The sequence below is a fragment of the Novosphingobium sp. HNCC26BN242 genome (assembly GCF_057180525.1).
On record NZ_JBXUGM010000004.1, the window covers coordinates 226,830 to 250,577 of the forward strand.

Here is a 23,748-nt window from a genome sequence, read left to right on the forward strand (position 1 = left end):
GTGAAGATTGCCACCCCCACCCTCCTCGCTCTGACCCTCGCCGCCTGTTCGCAATCCCCCACTACGCCGGTGCGCGATGGGGCGCCTGAGCGGGCGGTGCGGATGGTCATGCCTGAGGGGGAAGCCTTGCCGGGTGTGCCCCAAGCCTTGTCCGAACCCACATGGGCCGCAGCGCCCGATGTGCAGTCGGCGCGGTTTGGGCATCCCGGGGAGGTGCCGCTTGTCTCCGTAACCTGCCGCGAAGGCGTGCTGACTATCACCCGCCATGCCGCAGCGCCCGTGGGCGCGCAGGCCCTGTTCGCGCTGGTGGGGCGTGAAGGGATCATGCGGCTACCGGTTGACGCCACTTCCGTCCCCGGCCAGCGCGGCTACTTGTGGCAGGGCACGATGGCCGCCAACGATCCACGGGCCGCTGTACTGCGCGGGGCCTTCACCGGAACTCTGCCGGGCGCCGGGATGATCAAGGTATCAGCAGGCAGCGCCATCAGCGATGTCATCAGCCGCTGCCAAAGCGCCGCCCCGGTTGCTGCGCCTGAGCCTACAACAACGACCGAATAACCCCCAAAAGAAAGGGAGGGCCTCAAACCTTCCCGAATTTCGCCTCGTACGCAGCCTTGTCGCCACTCGCCAGCAGCTTGGCCTGCTCCACCCAGTTGTCACGCTTGGCCCGGCCAGCAAACGTGCCCAGTTGCGCATCCAACTTGGCAACATCCTCGTCGGTCCACGCCGCGATCTGGGCATAGCTGGTCACGCCCAGCGAGGTCAGCAAAGCCTTCAGCTTTGGCCCTACGCCCTTGATCCGCCCCAGATCATCCCCTGCCGAAACGGGAGTCTCAGCCGCAGCATCAGCAATCTCTGCCGTGGCCGCCGCAGCCACGACTTCACCTACGCCTGCCATCGTCCCCGCCCCGGGCGAAGGGATGACCACCGGTGGCGGTGTTACCAAAGCCGCCGCACTGGGCGCATCAATAAGCGCCGTATTGCGTGCAGCCTTTTCCGCGCCTTCCGAAAGAACATCGGTGTATTCCCGCTTCTTTGGAGCAGGCTTTGACCGACCCCACACCCACCAGACAACGAACACGACCAACAGCACAATGCCAGCCAGCAAGGCCTGATTGGCTTCGAACAGTTCCATCATCCGCAATCCCCCGATAACCCGTTCCTCCAGCGCCCGCCGATCAGGCAGGCTGCTGTTTGCGGAACAGCACACGATCTTCTGGCCCGAACGCGCGGACCCACAACAGGTAGCAATAAATACCCAGAATCATCGGAATTCCAAGGCTGAGTTCGGCCCATTCGGGCAGCCACTTGGTGGCAGTGCCCACAGCCAGCGCTGGCACAATCGCCCAGGCCAGTCCCCAGCGCCAGTTGCTGATGCTCTGCCCCAGAATGCCCGCAAGCACGCGCGATTTCACCGCCGAGGACAGCCCGAGCGACAGCGCCAGCGCCAGCGAAGCCGCCGCTGCCACATACATCGGCCCCCAGCCTGCATCCCTTGCGACCAAGATCAGAGCCACGGTCAGCACCGCCTGAAACGCTATGGTGCCAAGGCTGATCCACAAGTTGCGCATACGGGCAAGGTAGACCAGCGCGGCCTCGCTGACGACCGCCTTGGATGCCACCACTTCGGCAATAAGCAGGAAGATCAGCGCCGCCGTGCCCGATACAAACGCTGGCCCGCCAAGGCCCATCAGCCCTTCACCCGGAATGCCAAGCGCCATCGCAATGCCGATCTGCGCCGCGCCGATCCAAAAGCCGACCTGACAGACCTGCTTGGCAATCGCCGCATAGTCCTTGTCCTTCACACTGCGCGTGATCACCGGCCCCAGCACCGGTTCAAAGCTGGTTTTCAGCTTCTGCGGCAGCGAGGCAATCTGCTGTGCAAAGTAGTAGATACCCACCGCCGCTTCGCCCACAAAGAAGCGCAAGATGAACACATCGAGCTTGCGCGTGCCCCACTCCACCGCATCGGCCCCTGCCAGCGGAATGTTCCGCCGGGCAATCTGCCACAGCAGCGCCGGGCGCGGCTTCCACGCTTGTGGTAGGCCATAAGTGCGCAGCAACACGAACAGCGCCACGCCCGTGGCGGCCCAGACCGAAGCCAGATAGGCAAGAATAAGCCCTGATTCCGGCAAGACAAAATACAGCGCACCCGCCGCGATAGAGATCGTCCACGGCTCCACCACCGAACGCGCGCGCACCGTGGTGGCCACATCAAACCGGTAGGCCAGCGCCGCCAGCGCCAGATCGCCTAGCGCGATGCCGGGAATCGCCAGCACGAGCAGCGTGTCGGTCAGCGTAAAGTTTCCACTGGGATACATCGACTGCGGAAAAAGATAGATCAGCGCGCCCATGCCCAGCGCCATCGCCATGGCCAGCAGCACCGCATCGCCTACCACGTTGGCGGGATGTTCGTCATTCTCGGCCAATCGCTGCGCCAGTCCGCGCTTTTGCCCCAGCGTGGACAGCATCCCCGCAAATTCGACCATGACCAGCGCCGAGGCAAAGCGGCCCATGGCCGGCGCACCATAAAGGCGACTTGCGATGAACAAAAACGGCATGCGCGCCATCAGCCGCAGCAGGAAACCAAGGAAATTTGTGCGCCCGCCCTTGGCCAGCGCTGCAATATCCTGCTGCGGGGGTTTGGCAGCGTCAGACAAGCGGGTTTTCCGCCCGCGCTTCAGCCCGCAAGGGCCGCGAGAGCAGCCCGGTCACCACTTCGTGCGCCGGAGCCGAGCCGTCCAGCAAGGCCACCACGGCATCGACAATCGGCATTGAAATGCCGCGATTGCGCGCGATTTCGGCCAGCACCGGCGCCGTAAACGCCCCTTCGGCCACGGAGTTCTTCGCTCCCAACGCTTCGCTCGCCCGCACACCTTCGCCCAGCGCCTTGCCAAGCGAGAAGTTGCGGCTGGACGTGGAAGAACAGGTCAGCACCAGATCGCCCAGCCCCGAAAGGCCCGAAAGCGTCTCTGCCCGCGCACCCAGCGCAAGGCCGAAGCGCTGCATTTCGGCAAAGCCCCGGCTGATCAGCGCCGCGCGCGCATTCTGGCCAAGGCCAAGCCCGTCCACCACGCCACAGGCGATGGCCAGCACGTTCTTCACCGCGCCGCCGATCTCTGCGCCTGTCACATCGTCCGAATAATAGGGCCGGAACGTGGGCCGCGCGATAGCCGCAGACAGCCGCTGCCACTGTGCCTCGCCACCCTCGCAGGCCAGCGTCACGGCGGTGGGCAAACCCGCTGCCACTTCATGCGCAAACGTTGGGCCAGACAGCACCGCAAGGCTCGCTCCCGGCGCTGCTGCACGCGCCACATCGGCCATCAACCGTCCGGTGCCCGCCTCAATCCCCTTGGAACACAGAACCACATCGCCGCTGTCACGCCCGATGCCGGACAGCACGCTGGCCAGAAACTGCGCAGGCGTGACCAGCAGCAGCACCGGCAGCGCGGCCATCTCGGCAAGGTTGGTGGTCGCGCGGATCGTCGGGGCCAGCTGTGCCGAAGGCAAGAACAGGCTGTTGGTGCGAGAGGTGTTGATCTCGGCCACCAGTTCAGCCTCGCGCGCCCACAACAGCACGCTTCGCCCGTCGCTTGCCAGCATCTGCGCGAGCGCGGTGCCCCATGCGCCTGCACCGACAACACCTACCTCAGCGGTCATCCCTTCACCCCCGCACCGCGCACGGGCGCGGCATTGGCATCCAGCGGCCAGCGCGGGCGCGCCGCCACATCCAGCGCATCGGTATATCCCAAAGCGAATCGCTCTGCGCCAGCCCAGCCGATCATCGCAGCATTGTCTGTGCACAGCTTTGGCGGCGGCGCAATCAACGGCAAGCCATGCTGCGCCGCCAACGTCTCAAGCGCCCCGCGCAGCGCGGCATTGGCGGCTACCCCACCCGCCACGACCAGCGCGGTCATCCCCGGCGTCGCGGCACCCAGCGCAATCCGCGTCCGGTCCACCACGCAATCGAGCGCGGCCTGCTGGAACGAGGCGGCAATGTCGGCATCGGCGTAGCGCTGCTGGCCTTCGGCAGGCTCAGGCCGAGCGGGACTTGAATTTGTTTCAGATCCAACAATTCGCGCATCCTGAGCCAAACGCCGCTCATCCTGAGCTTGTCGAAGGATGCCCCCCACAACTCGCGCCTCTTTGGCCCGCATCACCGCGCTTTTCAGCCCAGCAAACGAGAAGTGCACTTCCCCGCTCCCCACCAGCGGGCGCGGCAATGGCACGGCCTTCGGATCGCCTTCGCGCGCCAGTCGCTCCACGGCAGGACCGCCGGGATAGCCCAGGCCCAAAATCTTGGCGGTCTTGTCAAACGCTTCGCCCAGCGCATCGTCGATCGTGGTGGCAAGGCGGCGATATTGCCCAACCCCGGCCACTTCCAGAATCTGGCAATGCCCGCCCGAAACCAGCAGCAGCAGGTAAGGATAATGCAGCGCTGGGTCGGCCAGTCTTGGCGAAAGGGCGTGGCCTTCCAGATGGTTGACCGCCACCAGCGGCTTGTCTGCCGCCATGGCCAGCGCCTTGGCCGTGACAAGCCCCACCATCACGCCGCCAATCAGCCCCGGCCCGGCCGTTGCCGCAATCGCGTCCATATCGTCCAGCGTACAACCGGCATCGGCCAGCACCGCACCCACCATGGGGCTAAGCACCTCAACATGCGCGCGCGCCGCAATTTCGGGCACCACGCCGCCATAGGGGCGGTGCGCATCGTCCTGCGAAGCAATGCGCTGCGCCACGATCCGCGTGGCCAGCGTCGTGCCATTGCTGTCGATCACCGCAGCAGCGGTTTCATCACAGCTGGATTCTATGCCAAGGATCAGCGCCATCTGGCGCTTCCCTCTAGTGATAATCCCGGTTACGGCAAGCACAGCATGACCACGAACCAGCTTGATCGGCCGCTAAGGCTTGGAACCCGCGCTTCCCCGCTCGCCATGGCGCAAGCCTATGAAACCCGCATGCGCTTGTGCGCGGCTCATGGTTGGACCGAAGAGATGGTCGAAATCGTCTCGGTCACTGCCAGTGGTGACAAGATCCTTGACCGGCCGCTGGCCGATATCGGCGGCAAGGCGCTGTGGACCAAGGAACTCGACGCTTGGCTGTTCGAAGGCGAAATCGATTTTTCGGTCCACTCGATGAAGGATGTTGAAACCCTTCGCCCTGAACAATTCTGCATTGCCGCCGTTCTTCCTCGTGCCGACGTGCGTGACGTGCTGGTAGGTTCGCCCTCTATCGATGCCATCCCGCCCGGCGCGCGCGTCGGCACCAGCGCGCCGCGCCGCGCCGCGCAGATGCTCCATGCCCGGCCCGACCTGACGATTGTCGGCTTTCGCGGCAATGTCGCCACGCGTCTGGCAAAACTGCAGGCCGGTGAGGCCGATGTCACCCTGCTGGCCGCTGCCGGGCTGCAACGCCTTGATCAGTCGAGCGTTGGCACCGCGCTGTCCGAACACGATTGGCTGCCCGCCCCCGCGCAGGGCGCCATCGGCATTGAAAGCCTTGTCGCCAACACTGCCGTGCGCGCATGGCTTGCCGCCATCGATGATCGCCCCACGCACGATGCCGTCATGGCCGAACGCGCGCTGCTGGCGGCACTTGGTGGCAATTGCCACAGCCCGATTGCCGTGCTGACGACGCATCACGAAACCTCGCTCACTTTGCGCGCGGCGATCTACAGCCCGGATGGGGCAGAGCGGATCGAGGCGCACGAAACGTTTGCAGCCGGGGATCTGGCTGGCCCCACGCGGCTGGCACAGCGCCTGCTGGACCAAGCCCCGGAATCGGTCACCGTCCACTTTTCAGGCGCATGACCGCACAACCAAAGCCGTTGCCCCTGATCGTGATCCGGCCCGAACCGGGCAATGCGGCCACCTGCGCCGCCGCGCACGACCTTGGCATCGCAGCGCTCAGCTTCCCTCTGTTCAGCATCGCGCCACTGCCGTGGCACCCGCCAGCAGGCCAGTTTGACGCGATCCTCGCCGGAAGCGCCAACGTGTTCCGGCACGGCGGCCCCGCACTTGAAGCGTTCAAGCAGGTCCCCGTCATCGCGGTTGGTGAAACCACCGCAGCCAGCGCGCGCGCCTGCGGTTTTGCGGTCAGCGCCATTGGCGAAGGGGGGCTGCAACCGGTCGTCGCCAGCCTTTCGCCGGGGAATTACATCCGAATCGCTGGGCAAGATCGGGTCGATCTGGACCCGCCAAAGGGTGTGCGAATCGAAACTGTGGTGGCCTATGCCGCGTGCCGATCCCCCGTTTCCAGTGCGCTGGCGCACATTCTGAAAGGCGGAGCGATAGTGCTCCTGCACTCGGGCGAGGCAGCCCGACATTTTGCCGGCGAATGCCAAAGGCTTGGAATTCCGAAGAACTCTATCCAGATCGCCTGTTTCGCCCCGCGGATCGCAGACCTTGCAGGCCCCGGCTGGGCGCGCATTGAGATTGCACCCCAAAGGACCGATGCCATGTTGCTGGAACTTGGCTCCCGAATGTGCAAGACAGTGTGACATCGGGGCGACAGGACAAGCGAAAACGCATGCAGGAATCAGTTTACAGCCCGCAAGCGGCACCACAGCGAAGCGGCCTTCGCGGACGTACTATCGCGGCACTGGTGGCGGGGTGCTTGTTGGCAGGTGCAGCAGGCGCGGCGTGGATCGGCTGGAGCAATGGCCTGATCGGCGTGGAGATGGGCGAATCGGGTGTGCCGCAGCTCGTCACCTCCCCTGCATCGCCCCCATCGCCCAGCGCCTCTGCGGCTGAAGCCGTGGCTGTAGCCAACCGCGCCCAAGTCGAAGCGCAAATCGATAGCGCCGGAGCCAAGCTGGCGGCACTTGAACAGCGCCTTGCCGAATTGAACCAGCAGGCCATCGCCGCCTCGGGCAATGCCGGCCATGCCGAATCGCTGCTGCTGGCCTTTGCCGCCCGCCGCGCCATTGAACGCGGGCAGCCGCTGGGCTGGATCGAAGCCCAGTTGCGCGCCCGCTTTGGCCAAACTCAGGGGGCAGCGGTTGACCGCATCATTGCCGCCAGCGCCACCCCGGTCACCCTCTCGCAGCTTGGTGAAGAGTTCGAACTGTTCCGTGCAGAACTCGCCAGCGGCGCCAAAAACGAAGGAACGTGGGACTGGCTAAGCCGTCAGGTCTCCGACCTGTTCGTCATCCGCCACGATGATTCTCCCTCGCCTGCACCCGAACTCCGGCTTGAGCGCATGCGCGCCTTTCTGGCAGGCGGCAAAGTCGAAGCCGCCGTCGCCGAGGTCGAGAAAATGCCGGGCCGCGCCGCCGCGAATGACTGGATCATCCGCGCCCGCGATTACATGGCAGTCCAGAGCGCGCTCGATCAGCTTGAAGCAGCTGCCCTGAACGGTACGCAGCCGATGGTTGCCCCCACAGTCGTGCCCCCACCGCCCGTGGTTGCCGCGCCACAAGCGCCCGCCGCCGTTACAGACGAGGCAGCATCGGCCACTTTCTGATTTGGCAGGCTGATACGTCAGGCTGCGCGCAGCAGCCTGGGTAGGTCTCCGCTCATCCCGCGTGCTTCGTCCATGAACCAGCGTTTGAGCGGCGCGGCGCGTTGCACGCCCGCCATGCCAAGACGGCGCACCGCCGATGGCAATTTGCCCGGTACGCCAAACAGCCGCGTCAGCACATCGGTTGCCGTGGCCACCATGAAGGTATCGGCGGCACGCCAGCGTTCATAGCGGGCGAGCAATTGCGCATCGCCCACGTCCATCCCCAGCCGCACGCCATCGGCCAGCACTTCCACCAGCGCTGCAACATCGCGCAGGCCAAGGTTAAGGCCTTGGCCTGCAATCGGGTGCATGCCGTGCGCCGCATCGCCGACCAGCGCCAGCCGATCTTCCACCACCCGCACCGTGTGATGGAAATTCAGCGGATAGGACGAGCGCGGGCTGGCCAGTTCGATCTGGCCAAAGATACCGTGCATCCGGCTCATCACTTCGCCCACGAACATCGCATCGGGCATCGCCAGCACGGCGGCCGCATCCTTTTCGGCCACTGTCCACACCAGCGAGGAGCGATGCTTGCCATCTTCGCTATCCAGCAACGGCAGCAGGGCGAATGGGCCTGCCGGATAGAACACTTCCCACGCCACATTATCGTGCGGCTTTTCGTGGGTCAGCCCTGCAATGATTGCGCGGTGGCCATAGTCCCACTTGGCGGGCGTGAACCCGGCTTCGTCGCGCGTCGGGCTCTTGCGGCCCTCTGCCGCCACCATCAGCCGCCCTTTCAGCACGTGCCCGTCGGACAGCCTCACCGTCACTCCATGTTCGCCACGTTCACGCGCAATCACATGGCTGTTCGGATAAAACGTAATCGCCTGTTCGCGCGCGGCCACGCCGTACATCGCGATGCGCAGATCACGATTGGCATACATGCGGCCCAGCGATCCATCCCCCTCAGCGGGCTGAAAATCGATTCGTCCCGGCTTCATCCCATCGGTCACGGCAATCGATGCAATCGGGCTGCCTTTTGGTGCCAGATCATCGGCCATGCCAAGGTTGGTGTAGAGGTTCCAGCTGGCCGTCGAAATCGCCGAAGCGCGGCCGTCAAAGCCGTCAGCCGTCTGTGCCGCAGGATCGGAATTGTCGACCACGCTGGAAGTGATCCCGGCTTTGGCAAGGCCAATTGCCAGCGTCATGCCGACCAGCCCGCCACCAAGGATCACCACATCCGAATGCGATTCGTTCACCTGTTCACTCCACACGTGTTTATCGGGCCACCATCAAGGTCAAGGCAGCGTCCGTCAAATGCGCCTTGGGGCACTTTCAGGCCCACCAGTGCGGCAAGGCTGGGCGCAATGTCCACCGTTTCCACAGGGCTGGGCTGCTCGAACCCGTTCATTCCCTTGCGCCAGAACAGGATCGGCACGCGCCGGTCATAGTCCCAAGGGCTGCCGTGCGTTGCCACATAGCCTTTGCGCGCAACCGGAATCGCCACCACGCCACGCTTCAGCAGAACGACAAAGTCACCCGAATGCAGCGGATTATACGATGCACGCGCGCGCTCGGCCAAAGTCCACGTCTCAGCAGACGCCGTGGGCATCGGAGTCGCGGCAATCTCGGCGGCGGACAGCACCTTTTCCACAAACGGGCTGGTCATCAGGATCGCACTGGCATCATCGAGGATCTTGCCGCGCATCCCTGCTGGAATATCGGTGCGCAGCCAGTAGTCGCCCGAAGGCCCATCCGACAGGATCAGGCCCTTCGGCTCCAGCCCGAACCGCTTGCCCAAAGTTGCCGAAAGCGCCTCTGCCGATACTTCCGGCCCCACGCGCGATGATGTGGTCAGCGATTGCTCTGCCAAACGCTCAGGCATGTCGAACCCGCCATGATCGGCGGTCAGCATCACCGAATAATCGATCCCGCGCTTGTCGAGGCCCGCAAAGAAATCGCCCAGCGCCAAATCAAGCTGCGTCAACTGGATGCACATTTCTGCGCCTTCGGTGCCGGTGGCGTGCCCCACGTAATCCGTTGCCGAAAGGCTGACCGACAGCACATCGGGCACCGCGCCCTTGCCCAGCTTCTGCTCGTCCACCAGCTTCATCGCCAGATCCAGCGTTGCGCGGTCCAGCCTTGGCGATGTGCGGAAACCATCGGCGTCCCCTGCTTTTAGCGCGAAATGCCCATCGCCCACTGAAACCTCGCCCGCCCGCACTGCGCGGTCAGCCCGGCGGCACAGCGCTGAAACCGGAAACTCGCCCGCTCCCTTGTTCAAAACAGTGGCAATCTCGGCGTTTTGCGCCACCGCTGCGGGGCCAACCGGTTTGCCGGCCAGCGTGACGAACTGCTTGCCCTTCCACCAGTAGACCTGATCGATAACGTGCCCGCCCATCATCAGTGCGCCCCGGTCCTTGCCCGAGACGGCAATGTTGCGGGCCGCCGGATTGGCCTGCTTCATCCATTCGCCCAGCGTTGGCACCAGCAAATAAACGGGCGAGGCGACATAATCTCGCACGCCTGCGCTGCGCTGTGCCACGTCCTCGGCGCAATAGACCACCTTTGGCCCAACCGTAACCGATTGGTCGATCCACGAATTGGCGATGATGCCGGTGTGCGCGGGGCGGTTGCCGGTCATGATCGTGGAATGGCCGGGGCAAGTCTCGGTCGCGGCGTGGCTCTGGTATCCTGCCGGAAACACTGCGCCTTGCGTCAGCCGCGCAAAGCCGCCGGTAAAGTGCTGGCGATACTGCGCAAAAATGTCGGCAGAGAACTGGTCGATCGAAATTGCCACAATCAGCTTCGGCGCATTGGCCGGGACCGTCTGGCTAACCGCAGGTACAGCTTCCTGCGCACTGGCCAGTTGGAACGGGAGGGTCGTCGCCATCAACGTCGTCGGCATCAATAGGGCGGCAATGCGGGAGAAGCTTTTCACGTCGGACATACTCCTATGGGCAAGCACGCTGGACTCGAACGAAAGCCAGCCGTAGGACGCCCAAGAGCGTCACGCATGGCCCCGCTTGCGCTCGCGTTCAAGGGGCCTTTTTGGATCAATCGCCCCGCCATGCCGACCAGCCAGACGGCCTTGATCAACACCTTGCGCATCATAACGATGTTCGTGACCGCGCTGTTGCTGCTGGGCTTCACCCCGGCGCGCGCAGCCCCCAATCATGTGCAAGCCACACTGCTGGCCGAAGGTCCGGTGGAGCCGGGCGGCACGGTTACGCTGGCGCTGCTGATGCAGCCGGAAAAGGGCTGGCACGGCTATTGGTCCAACCCCGGCGATGCGGGCTATGGCCTGACGTTGGATTGGACTTTGCCGAAGGGCACAAGCACCGAAGCGATGCAGTTTCCGGTGCCGCAGACCTTGGTCATCCAGGGCCTGATGAACCACGTTTACGAGCACGATTACGCCGTCTTGGTGCCGTTCAGCGTGCCTGCAGGTGCAGTCAAGGGCACCACGCTGCCGGTCAGCGTCAAAGCGCAATGGCTGGCCTGCACCGATGCCATCTGCGTGCCTGAACGCGCAGAACTGCAAGGCTCCGTCACCATCGGCACCGGCGCAAAGGACGCCCGCTTCGAAGGCTGGCGCGCCGCGCTGCCCGCCCCGCTGGACCGCGCGGGCACATTCGCGCTTGGTGCCAAAGCGTTGCGCATCGCCCTGCCGTTCCCCGCCTCGGCCCCGCTGGATGCGCCGCACTTGTTCCTGTCAACCGAAGGCTTGGCCAACTATGGCGCGGCGCAGCGCTTCTTCCGCGATGGCGATACGCTAATAGTAGAAGTGCCGTTGGCGGCATCCACCACGCCCGCTCCAAACGTCGAAGGCTTGTTGGCCATGGGCAAGGACGCAGGCGGTATAGCATTCACAGCTGCCCCCGGCACCGTGCCCAACGGTGGCGAGGAAGTGGGCGGCACTGCTGCGTTCTCCGCCGCCACGCTCGGCCTCGCATTGCTCGGCGCATTCTTCGGCGGGCTGATCCTCAACATCATGCCCTGCGTCTTCCCGATCCTCAGCCTGAAAGCGCTGGCCCTAGCACGAGGCAACTCGCACAGCGCCCGGTCCGAGGGCCTCGCCTATACCGCAGGCGTGGTGCTCGCCTGCCTCCTGCTCGGCGGCGTGATGCTGGCCTTGCGCGCGGGCGGCGAACAAGTCGGCTGGGCTTTCCAATTGCAGGAACCCGGCGTCGTCGCCGTGCTGCTGCTGCTGGCCGTGGCGATCACCGCCAATCTGATCGGCCTTTATGAACTCCCCGGCCTGTCAGTAGAGCGCGGCGCGGGCAGCTCGGGCGCTTTCGGCACCGGCCTGCTTGCGGCTTTCGTCGCCACCCCCTGCACCGGTCCGTTCATGGCGGCCGCCATGGGCGCGGCACTGGTCTTGCCGGTCTGGGCCGCGCTCGGCGTGTTCGCCGCGCTTGGCCTCGGCCTTGCACTGCCGTTCCTGCTGCTGGGCTTCGTTCCTGCTCTGCGCCGCCTGCTTCCCAAGCCCGGCGGCTGGATGGAGCGCTTCCGCCGCTGGATGGCCCTGCCGATGGGCCTTACTGCACTGGCGCTCGGCTGGCTGGCCTTGCGCGTTGGCGGCAGCACCTTCCTCGTATTCCTCGTTGCCACTGCCATCGTGCTGATCGGGGCGCTGGCCGCAGTCGGTGTCACCCAGCGCAAGGGGCAGCCGGTTGCCCTGCTGATGGGCGTGGCCGCTTTGATCATTGCAGGCGGCGTGTTCGGCCTTCCCCCGGCAGAGCCGACAGCCGCCGCGCACTCCGGCCTGCTGGCCTCAAAGCCCTTCTCCGAAGCCGCCCTCGCCGAAGCGCGCAAGGCGAGCAAACCCGTGTTTGCCTATTTCACCGCCGACTGGTGTCTGTCCTGCAAAGTCAACGAAGGCACCTCGATAGAGCGCGAGAGCACCAAGGCGGCGTTTGAAAAAGCAGGCGTGGTCGTGCTGGTGGGCGACTGGACCCGCCGCGATCCGGCGATCACCAAATTCCTCACCGCGCAGGGGGCGGCGGGCGTCCCGCTCTACTTGTGGTATCCCGCTGGCGGCGGCGATGCGCGCCAGCTTCCACAAGTCCTGACGCCTGATCTGCTTGCCGAATTGCCAAAGCCCTGACGCACAAACCCTGCTCCCCCGCGAAGGCGGGGGCCTCAGGCGTTTTACGGAACACCCGCGTTAACCGCCCGAGGTCCCCGCCTTCGCGGGGACGCCGAAGGCCTCAGGTCAAAGTGACTGCCCATCATCCACCGAAATAAACGTCCCCGTCACCTGCCGCGAAGCGTCCGACGCAAAGAACAGCATCATATCATCCAGCGCCGAAATCTCGGTCAGCCGCTTCCTTGGCCACGAGGCGACCTGCGCCTTGCCCCCCTCGGTATCGAACCAGTCTCCGTCGATCTCAGTGCGGATATAGCCCGGCTGAATGACGTTGACGTTGATTCCCAGCCGCGCCCATTCACGCGCGAACTGCCGCCCGAGATGCTGCACCGCCAGCTTGGTTGCGGCATAGGCCGGATCGCCAATGCCGGTCATCTGCGCGGTGATCGAACCGGTCAGGATGATCCGCCCCTTCTCCGATTGCTTCGATCCCGCCGCAATCATCCGCCGCGCCCCTTCCCGCGCGGTCAGGTACACGCCGTTGAAATTGGTATCGACCACGCGGCGCATCGCGTCAGCCGCCAGATCGATCGACCGCCCCGGCTCGACAATCCCGGCATTGGCCACCACCACATCCGGTACGCCGAGGCTAGCCTCAGCCGCATCAAACGCCGCAATGATCGAAGCCTCGTCGGTCACATCGAGCGGCACCGCCAAAGCCTTGCCTCCCGCGGCCACTATCTCGTCCGCCAGAGCCGCCACCCGCTCCATCCGCCGCGCCCCCACGACAACCGCCGCGCCCGCCGCCGCATAAAGCCGCGCAAACCGCGCTCCCAACCCGGACGACGCCCCGGTAATCAGCGCAACGCGGCCTTCAAGCGAATAGCGTGGGGTATCCATGAAGCTCTCCTTTGGAGACGCAGCATTTAACCGATTGCTTAATAGGTGCAAGAGCTAGCACAAACCCGCTCGTCCTGAGCCTGTCGAAGGACGCTGGCCCAGCGCTGGATGCTTCGACAAGCTCAGCATGAACGGGGTTTGGCTGAAGGCAAATGCCTTATGTCAGAACTTGTTATCCCGCGGAAACCCGTTCGGCGGCAGCCTGCCCGCTGCCCCGCGCGCCACCTTCCACGGCAGCAGGTCCTTCTCCATCCGGGTGCGGCCGCTGTCGCCGCCCATGGCCCACGAAAGGCCGTCCTCCAACCGCAGCGTGATGACGTCAGCCATGTCGCCGTCCTTGTAGCGTTGCAGCGTCACGCCCTGCCCTTTGGCGAGCAACGGCACTTCTGACAGCGCAAAGATCACCAGCTTGCGGTTCTGCCCGATCACCGCCACGTGATCGTGTTCAGGCGCAATCTCACGCACGGCTACCAGTTTCACCCCCAGCTTGGTCGAAACCACCCCGCGACCCTTACGCGTTTCAGCCAGCAGTTCGTCCATCTCGGCCGCAAACCCGCGCCCGGTATTTGCCGCCAGCAACAACTGCCCCTTGGGCTTGTGCACCACCACGCTGATGATGTGTGCCTCGGGATCAATGTCCACCATTGTGCGGATCGGCTCACCAAAGCCGCGCGCGCCGGGCAGTTTGTCGGCCCCCAGCGTATAGAACCGCCCGTTGTCCACCGCCACCAGCAGTTTGTCAGTGGTCTGGCAGTGAAACGCAAATGCCGGGCCATCGCCCTCTTTGAACTTGAAATCGCCGTCTAACGGCAGATGCCCCTTGGCCGCTCTGATCCAGCCGCGCCCTGAAAGGATCACCGTCACCGGCTCCTTTTCGATCATCGCGTCCATGTTGAATTCGCGCGTCGGCGCCGCTTCGGCAATCGTCGTGCGCCGCCGCCCCAGCACGGTGTCCTCGGCATAGTCCTTGCGCAGCGCCGCCAGATCGCGCTTCAACCGCGTGCGCTGCTTCGCCGGGCTGTCGAGCAGCTTCTGCAGCTCCTCCTGTTCGGCCAGCAGCGCATCGCGCTCCTTTCGAAGCTCCATTTCTTCCAGCTTGCGCAAGGATCGCAGCCGCATGTTGAGGATCGCTTCAGCCTGCCGGTCGGTCAGTTCAAACTCGGCCATCATCACCGGCTTTGGCTCATCCTCGGTGCGGATGATCTCGATGATCCGGTCAAGGTTGAGGTAGGCGATGATATAGCCGCCCAGCAGCTCCAGCCGGTTCGCAATCTTGTCCAGCCGGTGTTGCGAACGACGCAGCAGGATGTCGATCTGGCTGATCACCCATTCCTGCAACACCAGCTTCAACCCCAGCACGCCGGGCGTGCGGCGTGAATCCAGCACGTTCAGGTTCAGGCCGAACCGCGTTTCCAGATCGGTCAGCCGGTAGAGCGATTCCTTGAGCAGCTCCGGGTCGACATTGCGGCTCTTGGGCACCAGCACCAGCCGGATCTGCTCGTCAGACTCGTCGCGCACGTCTTCAAGGATCGGCAGCTTCTTGTCGGCGATAAGCTGGGCGATCTGTTCGATCAGCTTGCCCTTCTGCACCATGTAGGGGATTTCGGACACGACCAGTTGCCACTGCCCGCTGCCCAGCTTTTCAACGCCAGTTTCTTCCCAATTCCCCGCCTCGTCTCGCCCGTTGGAAAAGCGCGCCCGCACCCGGATCGCCCCGCGCCCGGTTTCATAGGCATTGGAAATAGCTGCCGGGCTGTCCACCACGATTCCCCCGGTCGGCAGGTCTGGCCCGTGAAACACTTCCATCAGTTGGCTGTGTTCAACGCCAGGATTGTCGATCAGCAGCAGCGTGGCATCAATGATCTCGGCCACATTGTGGCTGGGGATATTGGTTGCCATGCCCACCGCGATCCCGCTGGAACCGTTGGCCAGCAGGTTGGGGAACAGGCCCGGAAAAATCTCCGGCTCCTCATCCTCACCATTGTAGGTCGGAATGAAGTTGACCGTGCCATCGTCCAGCCCGGCCATCAGCTGCATCGCCGTCTTGGTCAGCCGCGCTTCGGTGTAGCGATAGGCCGCCGCATTATCGCCATCGATATTGCCGAAATTGCCTTGGCCCTCGACCAGCGGATAGCGCAGGGACCAGTCCTGCGCCAATCGCACCATCGCATCATAGACACTGGTATCGCCATGCGGGTGATACTTGCCGATCACATCGCCGACCACGCGCGCCGATTTCTTGAAGGCATCGTTGGGGTTCAGCTTCAACTGCCGCATCGCCCACAGCAGCCGGCGATGCACGGGCTTCAGCCCATCACGCAGATCAGGCAGCGAGCGCGCCGTGATCGTGCTGAGCGCATATATCAGATAGCGCTCCGACAGCGCGGAGTCGAACGGAGCATCGACGATTGCGTCAAACGGATCGGGTTCAGTGGTGTCAATCGGCATGGTCAGAACAGCCTAGCAACACGGTTGCATGAGCGAAAGTCATGGAACCGCAGCAGTCCCCGGCAATTCTCTTGTCAGGGCACATTGCCACTCCCCCCGATTCCCCAAAGGAGAATACCATGACCAAGCGCGTCCTCATCGTCGCTACGCACGGCTTCGAGCAATCCGAACTTGAAGGCCCGAAGAAGGCTCTGGAAGAGGCTGGCTTTGAAACCGTGGTCGCCAGCCTCGAACCCGGATCGATCACCGGCTGGAAAGACAAGAACTGGGGCGATGCCGTCGCCGTGAACATCACTATCGATCAAGCCGAAGCCGCCGATTACGATGCGCTCCTGCTACCGGGCGGCCAGATGAACCCCGATATCCTGCGCATGGAAGACGCGGTGATCGACCTGATCAACGATTTCGATGATCTGGACAAACCTATCGCCGCTATCTGCCACGCGCCATGGCTGCTGATCGAAGCCGACATCGTCGATGGCCGCACGGTCACGAGCTGGCCCTCGATCCGCGTCGATCTCGCCAATGCCGGAGCTGACGTGGTGGACGAGGAAGTGGTGGTTGACGGCAACCTGATCACCAGCCGCAAGCCCGAAGACATCCCCGCGTTTTCCAAGGCGCTGATCGAAGCGTTGACCGACGACTGACGACTACCCAAAAAGGCTCTCTTCCCCGCTCATCCTGAGCATGTCGAAGGACAGGGGAGAGGGTTGGGAGCGGGGGCGTCACAAGACAGCACTAGCCTTTAACCTCCGCCCCCGCTCCTCGACAAGCTCGGGATAAACTGCCCGAAGGGCAGGCGGGGGCCTCAGGCCGCTCAAGCACAATCAGCGTCAACTGCCTGAGGTCCCCGCCTCCGCGGGGACGCGCTGCAAATCGGCTGGCAGTTCCGCATAAGGCATGATCAGCGTCCCATCCGGCGCTGCGGTGTAAGACGTCTGCGTCGGATAGGCCAAGCTCACGCCCTCGGCGGCAAAACGCTCCATGATCGCCACCAGCAACCGATCGCGCGTGGGATGTGCCACACTCCAATCCGCCCCCGGCACATCGACAATGAATGAAAAGTCCAGCGAACTCGCGCCAAAAGCTTCAAATCCGGCCCGCGCCACCGTCGCCCCTTGCGCCTCGCCCATCTCGGTCAGCATGGCGGGAATGCGGGCGAGGGTTTCGGGCTTGGTCTCATAGGTCAGACCCAGCATGAAGCTCAGCCGGATGTGACGGCGCACGGTCACGTTGCGGATTTCCTTGTCGAGCAGGTTCTTGTTGGAAACGATCAGCAACTCGCCCGTAAACAGGCGCACGCGCGTGGTGCGCATGCCGATCTGTTCCACCGTTCCGCTGGCATCGCCCCAGCTGATATTGTCGCCCACCTTGAACGGCCGGTCGAACAGGATCGAAACGCCTGCAAACAGATCGGAAAAGATGCCTTGCGCGGCAAGGCCGATGGCAATGCCGCCGATCCCCAGACCTGCGATGAGGCCCGATACGTTCACACCCAGATTGCCCAGAATCAGCACCAGCGCGATGGCAAAGACAAGAAATGTCACCAGCGCCCGGATAATGCTCATGGCCGATGCCAGCGCACCATTGGCGTGTTGTGCATCGCCTGCACGGTGCTCCACCACGCCCAGTACCAGTTCGCGCGCCCAGATTGCGGCCTGCACCGTCATGCCGATGGTGAACAGGAAGGTAATCGTACGGTCCAGCCACAGCGGCGCTGCGGCATAGTTATCGACGATCTTGGCCGCCAGGATCACCAGAAACCAGAATTTGGTGCGCGCCGCCAGACGTCCCGCAATCGTGCGCCAACTCACCAGCGCCTCGCCCTCGCGGCACAGGCGCTGCGCCAATTTCCGCACTGTCAGCAGCACCAGCACAATGATCGCCGCGATGCCTACAGCGATGGCGATACGCAGCCAGTTCTCGGCGATCCAGTCGCCCGTTTCAGCTATGAAAAGTTCAGGATTGGCGGAAAAGCCTGCATGTGCGGCGCTTTTGGAAACTTGCATGCCCTTGTGAAAGCTTCAGACCGTGCAGGGTTCCCGGAATTTGCTCCCAGCAATTCAGATGATGTGGCTCAGCGGCCCTGCATGTCCCGCGCTTCGGAAGGAATGTGGACAACCAGCCCATCCAGCGCTTCGCTCAACTCGATCTGGCATGACAGGCGGCTGGTACGGGTTACCCCGGCGGCAAGATCAAGCATGTCCTCTTCATCATCAACCGCCGCAGGAAGCCGGTCAAACCAGTCCGGTGCAATCACCACATGGCAGGTGGAACAGGCCATCTGGCCCTCACACGTGCCTTCCAGCGGCATGCCGATGTTCTGGCCAACCTCAAGCAGGCGCTGCCCCGGCTGGGCTTGTACGAGGACTTTTTCGCCTTTGGCGGTGACGAAGGTGACACTGACCATGTTTACATGACTCCCTGCGCCCGAGCTGCGGCGTTGATCGCCACAGCGGCCTGTTCCAGTTCATCATCCCCTGTATAGCGTCCGTATCCGATGCGGATCGCCGTTTTGCTATCCCTGTCGGAAAGTCCAAGCGCGCGCAAGACATGGCTTGGCCTGCCAGAGCCACTGGCGCAGGCAGAACCTGCTGAAAATGCAACATTGCGGCATTCTGACAACAGTCTGCCCACATCCAGCCCCGGCAACCGCAGATTGAGATTGCCGCGCCAGCGCGCATCAGCGCTGCCGTTCAAAGTCCAGCCTTCGAACAGCGCCAGCGCCTTGGTCCACAGCTTTTCCACATTATGCCGGTCGGTTTCCGACAGACTTGTGCACAGCACGGCTGCCGCGCCAAACCCGGCGCAAAGCGCGGGCGACAATGTGCCAGACCGCAAACCGCCTTCCTGCCCGCCACCGTGCATCAATGGCGAAAGCTGCACCCCATCGCGCACCCACAGCGCGCCGATGCCCTTCGGCCCATACAGCTTGTGCGCTGAAATCGCGATGAAATCGGCACTTTCGGGCGCTGAAATCTTGCCCGCCCCCTGCACCGCATCGCACAAGAACAGCGCACCGATATCCTTGGCGCGCCGAGCAAGAGTTTCAACCGGCTGCACGGTGCCGATCTCGTTGTTGACCTGCATAACCGCAACCAGATCAGTCCCTTGCGGAATCGCCACGTCAGGATCGACCAGCCCAGCTCCATTCACCGGCAGCACCGCCACACCGGGATCGATGAACCGCGCGGTGTCGAGAACGGCGGCATGTTCAATTGCGCTCACCGCCAGCCGCTTTGCGCCGGACCCGATCCCAAAGCCGATCAGCGCCAGATTGATCGCCTCAGTCGCGCCAGAGGTGAACACCACGCGCCCGCCCGGTGGCAGAAGCGCCGCCACTTGCGCCCGCGCCACTTCCACCGCCGCCGCCGCCGCGCGGCCATAGCGATGCGGGCTGTGGGGGTTGGCGAATCCAGGTGCTTCCGGCCCGGCCAGCCACGGCAGCATCGCCGCGCGGGCTTCGGGGGCGAGCGGAGTCGTTGCCTGATAATCGAGGTATATCAACCCCGTATCTCCTTCCATACGGCCACGAACCGCGCAATCTCCGCCTCGGTCGTCTCGCGCCCGATGGACACGCGGATCACTTCGCCGGGATGCGCATAGCCCATCGCGGTTAGCACATGGCTGGCCTTCAAAGACCCCGATGAACAAGCACTGCCTGCCGAAACCGCGATGCCTGCGCCGTCAAAGCGGATCAGTTGTGCCACGCTGGATTTGCCCGGCATGCGATAGGCGGCAATCGTGGGGACACGCGGGGAATCCTCCGCCACGATTTCCGCCCCATTTTCAAGCATTTGATTCGTCAGCGATTCTCGCAAAGCTGAAGCGGACTTGAGCCATGTATTGCCCGCCTCCAGCGCCGCCACCATGCCCAGCACCAGCGGCAGCGACTCCGTCCCGCCGCGATAGCCGCGTTCCTGCCCACCACTAGGCTCCAGCAGCGCCCAATCGCGCACCAGCAGCGCGCCCACGCCCACCGGCCCGCCGAATTTGTGCGCGGAAAGGACCACCATGTCGGCCTCGACGGGGATGTCCAACTTTCCGGCCCCCTGCGCCGCATCGCACAGCAGCATCCCTCCGGTGGCGTGAACCACCTCTGCGATGGCAGCGATGTTCTGCACCACGCCGGTCTCGCTATTCACCTGTTGAACCACGATTAAAGGCTGCTTGGTGTCATCTAGATGCATCTTGGTGCTGTTCAGGATTACAAGCCCGCCCGGCCCCACTTCGAGCCTTTGTGCCCCCCCCGCCGCCCGCAAAGCCGCATCATGTTCCACCGCCGAAACAAGCACTTCATTGCATTTTGCGCGCCCGATGCCGAGCGCCAGAGCCTCGCTTGCCCCGCTGGTGAAGATCACTTCGCCCGGCCAGCCCAGCAGCGCCTTTAATCTTGTGCGCGCACCCTCCAGCGCCGCCCTTGCGGCACGCCCCGCAGCGTGCGGACTTGATGGGTTGGCCCACAGCCGCCACCCATCCTGCATCGCCGCCAAAGCCTCGGGCAGGAGCGGAGTGGTGGCGGCGTGATCGAGATAGATCGGATTTGCTGGCAACTTGGGTCCCGGAAATGCGTGGAAAGATTGCTTTGGCAAGGATGCTTTCTATATAGCCATCAGCGCAATTCCCAGCCCCGGCATTCCGTGCCGTTTGGCCAGACCACAGGATACCCCGACAGGCAATGCCCGCAGTCATTTTCCCCGGCCCCGAAGGCCGCCTCGAAGGCCGTTTCCAGCCCGCCACGCGCGCACGCGCACCGGTCGCCATGATCCTGCACCCGCACCCGCAGGCAGGCGGCACGATGAACGACCGCATCACGCAGGCGATGTACAAGACCTTCGTGGCGCGCGGCTTTGCCACGCTGCGCTTCAACTTTCGCGGCGTCGGGCGCAGCCAGGGCAGCTTTGATAACGGCATTGGTGAGTTGTCCGATGCGGCATCGGCGCTCGATTGGGTGCAGTCGATCCACCCCGAAGCCAGCACCACGTGGATCGCAGGCTATTCGTTCGGCGCGCTGATTGGCATGCAATTGCTGATGCGCCGCCCGGAAATTCGCGGCTTCATCTCGGTCGCTCCGCCCGCCAACATGTATGATTTCAGCTTCCTTGCACCCTGCCCCGCATCGGGCATCATCGTTCAGGGAACCGCCGATACGGTGGTCACGCCAAATTCGGTGCAGAAGCTGGTCGACAAGCTGCGCACGCAAAAGCACATCACCATCCACCACGACGAAGTGCCCCGCGCCAACCACTTCTTCGAGAACGAGCTGGATCTGATGATGGGCGCGGTGGACAACTACCTCGACATGCGTCTTGCGCCGGATTGCCCGATCCGCTGAGATTCAACATCCTTCGATGCTTCGACAGGCTCAGCATGAGCGGGGGGAGACTATTTCCTAAACCCGCTCATCCTGAGCTTGTCGAAGGATGCTGACTCACAATACGAAGTGATCGCCCGCCGCGCGGACGGTGACTTCGGAGATCGAAACGCCCCAGGGTTGGTCGATGGCGTGGATGATCGCATCGGCGATGTGGTCCGGCGCCAGGCTGGCATAGTCCATCGCTTCGGGATCAAGCCGCTCAGCCGGGAAGGTGCCCTCACCCATCTGGCCGACCATGTCCATGAAATCGGGCATGTTGTGCGCCACGATGCCGATACCCGCGGCTTGATTGACGACCGTACCCGACAAGCCCGTGGTGGGAACGCCAGTGGGCTTGATCGTCGTAACCTTGATCTTGCCCCGGCTTTCCACGCGCAGCGATTCCGACAGGAAATTGACCGCCGATTTCGACGCGCCATAGACCGCCGCGCCGATCACCGGGAAATTGCCGTAGATGGATGAAAGGTTGACGATCTGCCCGCGTCCCGCCGCGATCATCGGATCATAGGCGGCAACCATGCCGTTGAGCACACCCTTGATATTGATATCGATGCACCGCTCCCAAGCAGGATAAGCGGCTTCGTGGTCTGAAAAGAACGCCAGCGGCATGATCCCGGCGTTGTTGACCATCACATCGACCGCGCCGTAAGCTTCCAGTGCCTTGGCGACGAGCGTCTTTACCGCGCCCAGATCGCGCACATCCACTTGCACGGCCTGCGCCGTGCCGCCGCCTGCGGTGATGTATTCGACCACCGCTTCGGCTGCAGCCAGATCGATATCGCCACAGGTGACATGCGCGCCCAGCGCGGCGGCCTTGCGCGCGACAAGGCTGCCAAAGCCCCCGCCTGCGCCGGTGATGACGATCGATTTGCCCGCGATATGGCCGGTCATATACTCTCCCAATTCAAAGCTCTTTCGGCGTTCCGTCGATCAGGATGGTCTTCATTTCCATGTAGGGGAAGAGGCCTTCGGGGCCGCCTTCGCGCCCGATGCCCGATTGCTTGAAGCCGCCGAAGGGCAGGCCAAAATCCATGCGCAAACCGTTCTGTCCAAAGCCGCCGGTGCGCACACGGCGCGCGATGCGATAGGCGGCGTCGGCGTCGTGGGTGAACACCGAACCGTTGAGGCCATAGGCGCTGGCATTGGCGGTGCGGATCGCGTCTTCTTCGTCCTCCACCGGGATCAGGCTGAGCACCGGACCGAAGATTTCTTCCTGCGCAATGCGGCTGTCGTTCTTTACGTTGGCAAACAGCGTGGGTTCGATGAAATAGCCTTGATTGAGATGCGAAGGACGCCCGCCGCCAGTCACCAGATCGGCTGTCGCCTTGCCCTCTTCGATATACATTTCAATACGTTCCAGATGGCGCTTCATCGCCACCGGGCCAAGCTGCGCTTCCGGGTCTTCCGAATGGCCAATCCGCACCTGCTGCATTTCCGCCGCGATGGCAGCGGCCAGTTCATCATGCCGGTGGCGCGGCACGATCACGCGGCTGAGCATCGCGCAGACCTGCCCTGACATCAGGGTGATGGTCCCGGTCAGCATCTTGGCAGCGGCATCAATGGGGAAATCATCGCGGATGATCGCTGCGGATTTGCCGCCCAGTTCCAGCGTGCAACGCGCCATACGCGCGCCGCAAACGCTGGCGATGCGCTTTCCGGCAACGGTTGATCCGGTGAAGGAAACCTTGTCCACGCCTTCGTTGCAAACCAGATGATCGCTGGCATCGCGGTGCCCGGTGACAAGGTTCACCACACCTGCCGGAATCCCCGCCGCCTCTGCGGCCTCGGCAATGATATAGGCTTCCATCGGGGTTTCGGGCGATGGCTTCATGATCACGGTGCAGCCCGTCAGCAGTGCATAGGCCACCTTGTTCGCCATGATGCCGAACGGCCCGTTCCACGGCGCGATGGCCGCGACGACGCCAACCGGTTCATAGGCAATCAGCGCCGTGTCTGCCGCCATGCTGGGGCGGCGCTGGACGAATTCAAACTGTTCGGCAAACCCCGCGATCTGGCCCAGCGCCATGACTGCGCCACCGTGCATCGGCCCTGCAAACGAGGCGAGCCCGCCCATCTGCGCGGTCCAAGCCTTGGCCAATTCAGGCACGCGGGTTTCCAGATGGGCGACCATGCGGCGAAACGCGGCGATGCGTTCCGCAGGCAGCGTGGTGGGCCATGGGCCATGATCGAACGCATCGCGCGCGGCGGCGACGGCGGCGTCCATGTCGGCCTCATCCGCCTCGGCCACACGGCCTACCACCTGTTCGGTATTGGGCGAGATAAGATCGATCATGCGGCCAGAATGCGCAGGCACCCAGCGGCCACCGATAAAAAGCTGGTCTGGATGGGCGACGTTTACACCTTCAGGAGTCATGGGCAGGCAATCTCTCTCAAACCTTGGCCGGATTCGGCTCCGGCCTGTTTTCTAACATTTGATAGGATGGGCACCAAGCAGGGAATTGTGCCGGTGATAAAAAGCAAAAGGGCG

At 63.6% G+C, this 23,748-nt stretch carries 21 protein-coding genes; 7 read left to right on the forward strand and 14 right to left on the reverse strand.

All coding sequences use genetic code 11. The features are described from left to right. A complete protein-coding gene (locus AC2A1F_RS16340) occupies positions 1-558 on the forward strand; it encodes a hypothetical protein (protein ID WP_484209841.1) in 558 nt (185 codons plus the stop codon). Between the two features lie 22 nt (positions 559-580). Here the strand turns inward: AC2A1F_RS16340 and AC2A1F_RS16345 are convergent, their stop codons facing one another. From AC2A1F_RS16345 to tsaD, 4 genes are read right to left on the reverse strand one after another with little or no spacing between them, the layout of a single operon-like run. Beyond that, complete coding sequence (locus AC2A1F_RS16345) at positions 581-1,138, reverse strand: hypothetical protein (RefSeq protein ID WP_484209842.1); 558 nt, start codon at positions 1,136-1,138, stop codon at positions 581-583. A gap of 40 nt (positions 1,139-1,178) precedes the next feature. Further along, on the reverse strand, positions 1,179-2,660 hold the full coding sequence (locus AC2A1F_RS16350) for a lipopolysaccharide biosynthesis protein (RefSeq protein ID WP_484209843.1): 1,482 nt from the start codon (positions 2,658-2,660) through the stop codon (positions 1,179-1,181). Beyond that, entirely contained in the window at positions 2,653-3,660 is a 1,008-nt protein-coding gene (locus AC2A1F_RS16355; protein WP_484209844.1) for an NAD(P)H-dependent glycerol-3-phosphate dehydrogenase, read from the reverse strand. Before AC2A1F_RS16355 ends, AC2A1F_RS16350 begins: the two co-directional genes overlap by 8 nt. Beyond that, a complete protein-coding gene (gene tsaD / locus AC2A1F_RS16360; RefSeq protein ID WP_484209845.1) occupies positions 3,657-4,829 on the reverse strand; it encodes a tRNA (adenosine(37)-N6)-threonylcarbamoyltransferase complex transferase subunit TsaD in 1,173 nt (390 codons plus the stop codon). The genes AC2A1F_RS16355 and tsaD overlap by 4 nt, the downstream gene beginning before the upstream one ends. A gap of 45 nt (positions 4,830-4,874) precedes the next feature. On the opposite strand from tsaD, the gene hemC reads away from it, so the two are divergent. Genes hemC through AC2A1F_RS16375 form a run of 3 tightly spaced genes read left to right on the forward strand, consistent with a single transcriptional unit; the run spans position 4,875 to position 7,464 of the window. Further along, complete coding sequence (gene hemC, locus AC2A1F_RS16365; RefSeq protein WP_484209846.1) at positions 4,875-5,810, forward strand: hydroxymethylbilane synthase; 936 nt, start codon at positions 4,875-4,877, stop codon at positions 5,808-5,810. After that, complete coding sequence (locus AC2A1F_RS16370; RefSeq protein ID WP_484209847.1) at positions 5,807-6,499, forward strand: uroporphyrinogen-III synthase; 693 nt, start codon at positions 5,807-5,809, stop codon at positions 6,497-6,499. The genes hemC and AC2A1F_RS16370 overlap by 4 nt, the downstream gene beginning before the upstream one ends. 29 nt (positions 6,500-6,528) lie before the next feature. Further along, complete coding sequence (locus AC2A1F_RS16375; protein WP_484209848.1) at positions 6,529-7,464, forward strand: hypothetical protein; 936 nt, start codon at positions 6,529-6,531, stop codon at positions 7,462-7,464. A gap of 17 nt (positions 7,465-7,481) precedes the next feature. Here the strand turns inward: AC2A1F_RS16375 and AC2A1F_RS16380 are convergent, their stop codons facing one another. Together AC2A1F_RS16380 and AC2A1F_RS16385 are read right to left on the reverse strand one after the other, a co-directional pair. Continuing rightward, on the reverse strand, positions 7,482-8,702 hold the full coding sequence (locus tag AC2A1F_RS16380; protein ID WP_484209849.1) for a UbiH/UbiF/VisC/COQ6 family ubiquinone biosynthesis hydroxylase: 1,221 nt from the start codon (positions 8,700-8,702) through the stop codon (positions 7,482-7,484). Further along, on the reverse strand, positions 8,699-10,393 hold the full coding sequence (locus AC2A1F_RS16385) for an alkaline phosphatase family protein (protein ID WP_484209850.1): 1,695 nt from the start codon (positions 10,391-10,393) through the stop codon (positions 8,699-8,701). Before AC2A1F_RS16385 ends, AC2A1F_RS16380 begins: the two co-directional genes overlap by 4 nt. Positions 10,394-10,513: 120 nt before the next feature. Here AC2A1F_RS16385 and AC2A1F_RS16390 point away from each other — a divergent pair, with 120 nt between their 5' ends. Beyond that, positions 10,514-12,553, forward strand: a complete 2,040-nt coding sequence (locus AC2A1F_RS16390; protein ID WP_484209985.1) for a protein-disulfide reductase DsbD family protein — start codon at positions 10,514-10,516, stop codon at positions 12,551-12,553. Between the two features lie 108 nt (positions 12,554-12,661). On the opposite strand, the gene AC2A1F_RS16395 is transcribed toward AC2A1F_RS16390, so the two are convergent. Together AC2A1F_RS16395 and parC are read right to left on the reverse strand one after the other, a co-directional pair. Beyond that, positions 12,662-13,435: an SDR family NAD(P)-dependent oxidoreductase gene (locus AC2A1F_RS16395; RefSeq protein WP_484209851.1), complete on the reverse strand. Its 774-nt coding sequence runs from the start codon at positions 13,433-13,435 to the stop codon at positions 12,662-12,664. Positions 13,436-13,597: 162 nt separating this feature from the next. Further along, the gene (gene parC / locus AC2A1F_RS16400; RefSeq protein ID WP_484209852.1) at positions 13,598-15,883 is read right to left on the reverse strand and encodes a DNA topoisomerase IV subunit A; all 2,286 of its coding nucleotides are present in this window, start codon (positions 15,881-15,883) and stop codon (positions 13,598-13,600) included. A 119-nt stretch (positions 15,884-16,002) separates the two neighbouring features. On the opposite strand from parC, the gene AC2A1F_RS16405 reads away from it, so the two are divergent. Beyond that, positions 16,003-16,530, forward strand: coding sequence for a type 1 glutamine amidotransferase domain-containing protein (locus AC2A1F_RS16405; protein ID WP_484209853.1), 528 nt, complete (start codon positions 16,003-16,005; stop codon positions 16,528-16,530). 186 nt (positions 16,531-16,716) lie between these two features. Here AC2A1F_RS16405 and AC2A1F_RS16410 read toward each other — a convergent pair whose 3' ends face one another. The 4 genes from AC2A1F_RS16410 to AC2A1F_RS16425 all read right to left on the reverse strand — a co-directional run bounded on the left by AC2A1F_RS16410 (position 16,717) and on the right by AC2A1F_RS16425 (position 20,436). Continuing rightward, positions 16,717-17,892: a mechanosensitive ion channel family protein gene (locus AC2A1F_RS16410; protein WP_484209854.1), complete on the reverse strand. Its 1,176-nt coding sequence runs from the start codon at positions 17,890-17,892 to the stop codon at positions 16,717-16,719. A gap of 68 nt (positions 17,893-17,960) precedes the next feature. Continuing rightward, positions 17,961-18,293 (reverse strand): 2Fe-2S iron-sulfur cluster-binding protein, encoded by a 333-nt coding sequence (locus tag AC2A1F_RS16415; protein ID WP_484209855.1) that lies wholly within the window; start codon positions 18,291-18,293, stop codon positions 17,961-17,963. Between the two features lie 2 nt (positions 18,294-18,295). Further along, positions 18,296-19,390, reverse strand: a complete 1,095-nt coding sequence (locus tag AC2A1F_RS16420; RefSeq protein ID WP_484209856.1) for a cysteine desulfurase family protein — start codon at positions 19,388-19,390, stop codon at positions 18,296-18,298. Continuing rightward, positions 19,387-20,436, reverse strand: coding sequence for a cysteine desulfurase family protein (locus AC2A1F_RS16425; RefSeq protein ID WP_484209857.1), 1,050 nt, complete (start codon positions 20,434-20,436; stop codon positions 19,387-19,389). Before AC2A1F_RS16425 ends, AC2A1F_RS16420 begins: the two co-directional genes overlap by 4 nt. A 125-nt stretch (positions 20,437-20,561) precedes the next feature. On the opposite strand from AC2A1F_RS16425, the gene AC2A1F_RS16430 reads away from it, so the two are divergent. Further along, positions 20,562-21,218, forward strand: a complete 657-nt coding sequence (locus tag AC2A1F_RS16430; RefSeq protein ID WP_292630957.1) for an alpha/beta hydrolase — start codon at positions 20,562-20,564, stop codon at positions 21,216-21,218. Between the two features lie 96 nt (positions 21,219-21,314). Here AC2A1F_RS16430 and AC2A1F_RS16435 read toward each other — a convergent pair whose 3' ends face one another. Together AC2A1F_RS16435 and AC2A1F_RS16440 are read right to left on the reverse strand one after the other, a co-directional pair. After that, on the reverse strand, positions 21,315-22,151 hold the full coding sequence (locus AC2A1F_RS16435) for an SDR family oxidoreductase (protein ID WP_484209858.1): 837 nt from the start codon (positions 22,149-22,151) through the stop codon (positions 21,315-21,317). A gap of 13 nt (positions 22,152-22,164) precedes the next feature. Further along, on the reverse strand, positions 22,165-23,634 hold the full coding sequence (locus AC2A1F_RS16440; protein WP_484209859.1) for an aldehyde dehydrogenase: 1,470 nt from the start codon (positions 23,632-23,634) through the stop codon (positions 22,165-22,167). Positions 23,635-23,748 lie beyond the last annotated feature (114 nt).

What these genes read in the sequence shown, in the direction of transcription:
- AC2A1F_RS16345 (WP_484209842.1), bottom strand. Translation starts at nt 1,138, where the DNA reads ATGATGGAACTGTTCGAAGCCAATCAGGCCTTGCTGGCTGGCATTGTG.
- AC2A1F_RS16355 (WP_484209844.1), bottom strand. Translation starts at nt 3,660, where the DNA reads ATGACCGCTGAGGTAGGTGTTGTCGGTGCAGGCGCATGGGGCACCGCG.
- tsaD (WP_484209845.1), bottom strand. Translation starts at nt 4,829, where the DNA reads ATGGCGCTGATCCTTGGCATAGAATCCAGCTGTGATGAAACCGCTGCT.
- hemC (WP_484209846.1), top strand. Translation starts at nt 4,875, where the DNA reads ATGACCACGAACCAGCTTGATCGGCCGCTAAGGCTTGGAACCCGCGCT.
- AC2A1F_RS16370 (WP_484209847.1), top strand. Translation starts at nt 5,807, where the DNA reads ATGACCGCACAACCAAAGCCGTTGCCCCTGATCGTGATCCGGCCCGAA.
- AC2A1F_RS16375 (WP_484209848.1), top strand. Translation starts at nt 6,529, where the DNA reads ATGCAGGAATCAGTTTACAGCCCGCAAGCGGCACCACAGCGAAGCGGC.
- AC2A1F_RS16385 (WP_484209850.1), bottom strand. Translation starts at nt 10,393, where the DNA reads ATGTCCGACGTGAAAAGCTTCTCCCGCATTGCCGCCCTATTGATGCCG.
- AC2A1F_RS16390 (WP_484209985.1), top strand. Translation starts at nt 10,514, where the DNA reads ATGCCGACCAGCCAGACGGCCTTGATCAACACCTTGCGCATCATAACG.
- AC2A1F_RS16395 (WP_484209851.1), bottom strand. Translation starts at nt 13,435, where the DNA reads ATGGATACCCCACGCTATTCGCTTGAAGGCCGCGTTGCGCTGATTACC.
- parC (WP_484209852.1), bottom strand. Translation starts at nt 15,883, where the DNA reads ATGCCGATTGACACCACTGAACCCGATCCGTTTGACGCAATCGTCGAT.
- AC2A1F_RS16405 (WP_484209853.1), top strand. Translation starts at nt 16,003, where the DNA reads ATGACCAAGCGCGTCCTCATCGTCGCTACGCACGGCTTCGAGCAATCC.
- AC2A1F_RS16410 (WP_484209854.1), bottom strand. Translation starts at nt 17,892, where the DNA reads ATGCAAGTTTCCAAAAGCGCCGCACATGCAGGCTTTTCCGCCAATCCT.
- AC2A1F_RS16415 (WP_484209855.1), bottom strand. Translation starts at nt 18,293, where the DNA reads ATGGTCAGTGTCACCTTCGTCACCGCCAAAGGCGAAAAAGTCCTCGTA.
- AC2A1F_RS16430 (WP_292630957.1), top strand. Translation starts at nt 20,562, where the DNA reads ATGCCCGCAGTCATTTTCCCCGGCCCCGAAGGCCGCCTCGAAGGCCGT.
- AC2A1F_RS16435 (WP_484209858.1), bottom strand. Translation starts at nt 22,151, where the DNA reads ATGACCGGCCATATCGCGGGCAAATCGATCGTCATCACCGGCGCAGGC.
- AC2A1F_RS16440 (WP_484209859.1), bottom strand. Translation starts at nt 23,634, where the DNA reads ATGACTCCTGAAGGTGTAAACGTCGCCCATCCAGACCAGCTTTTTATC.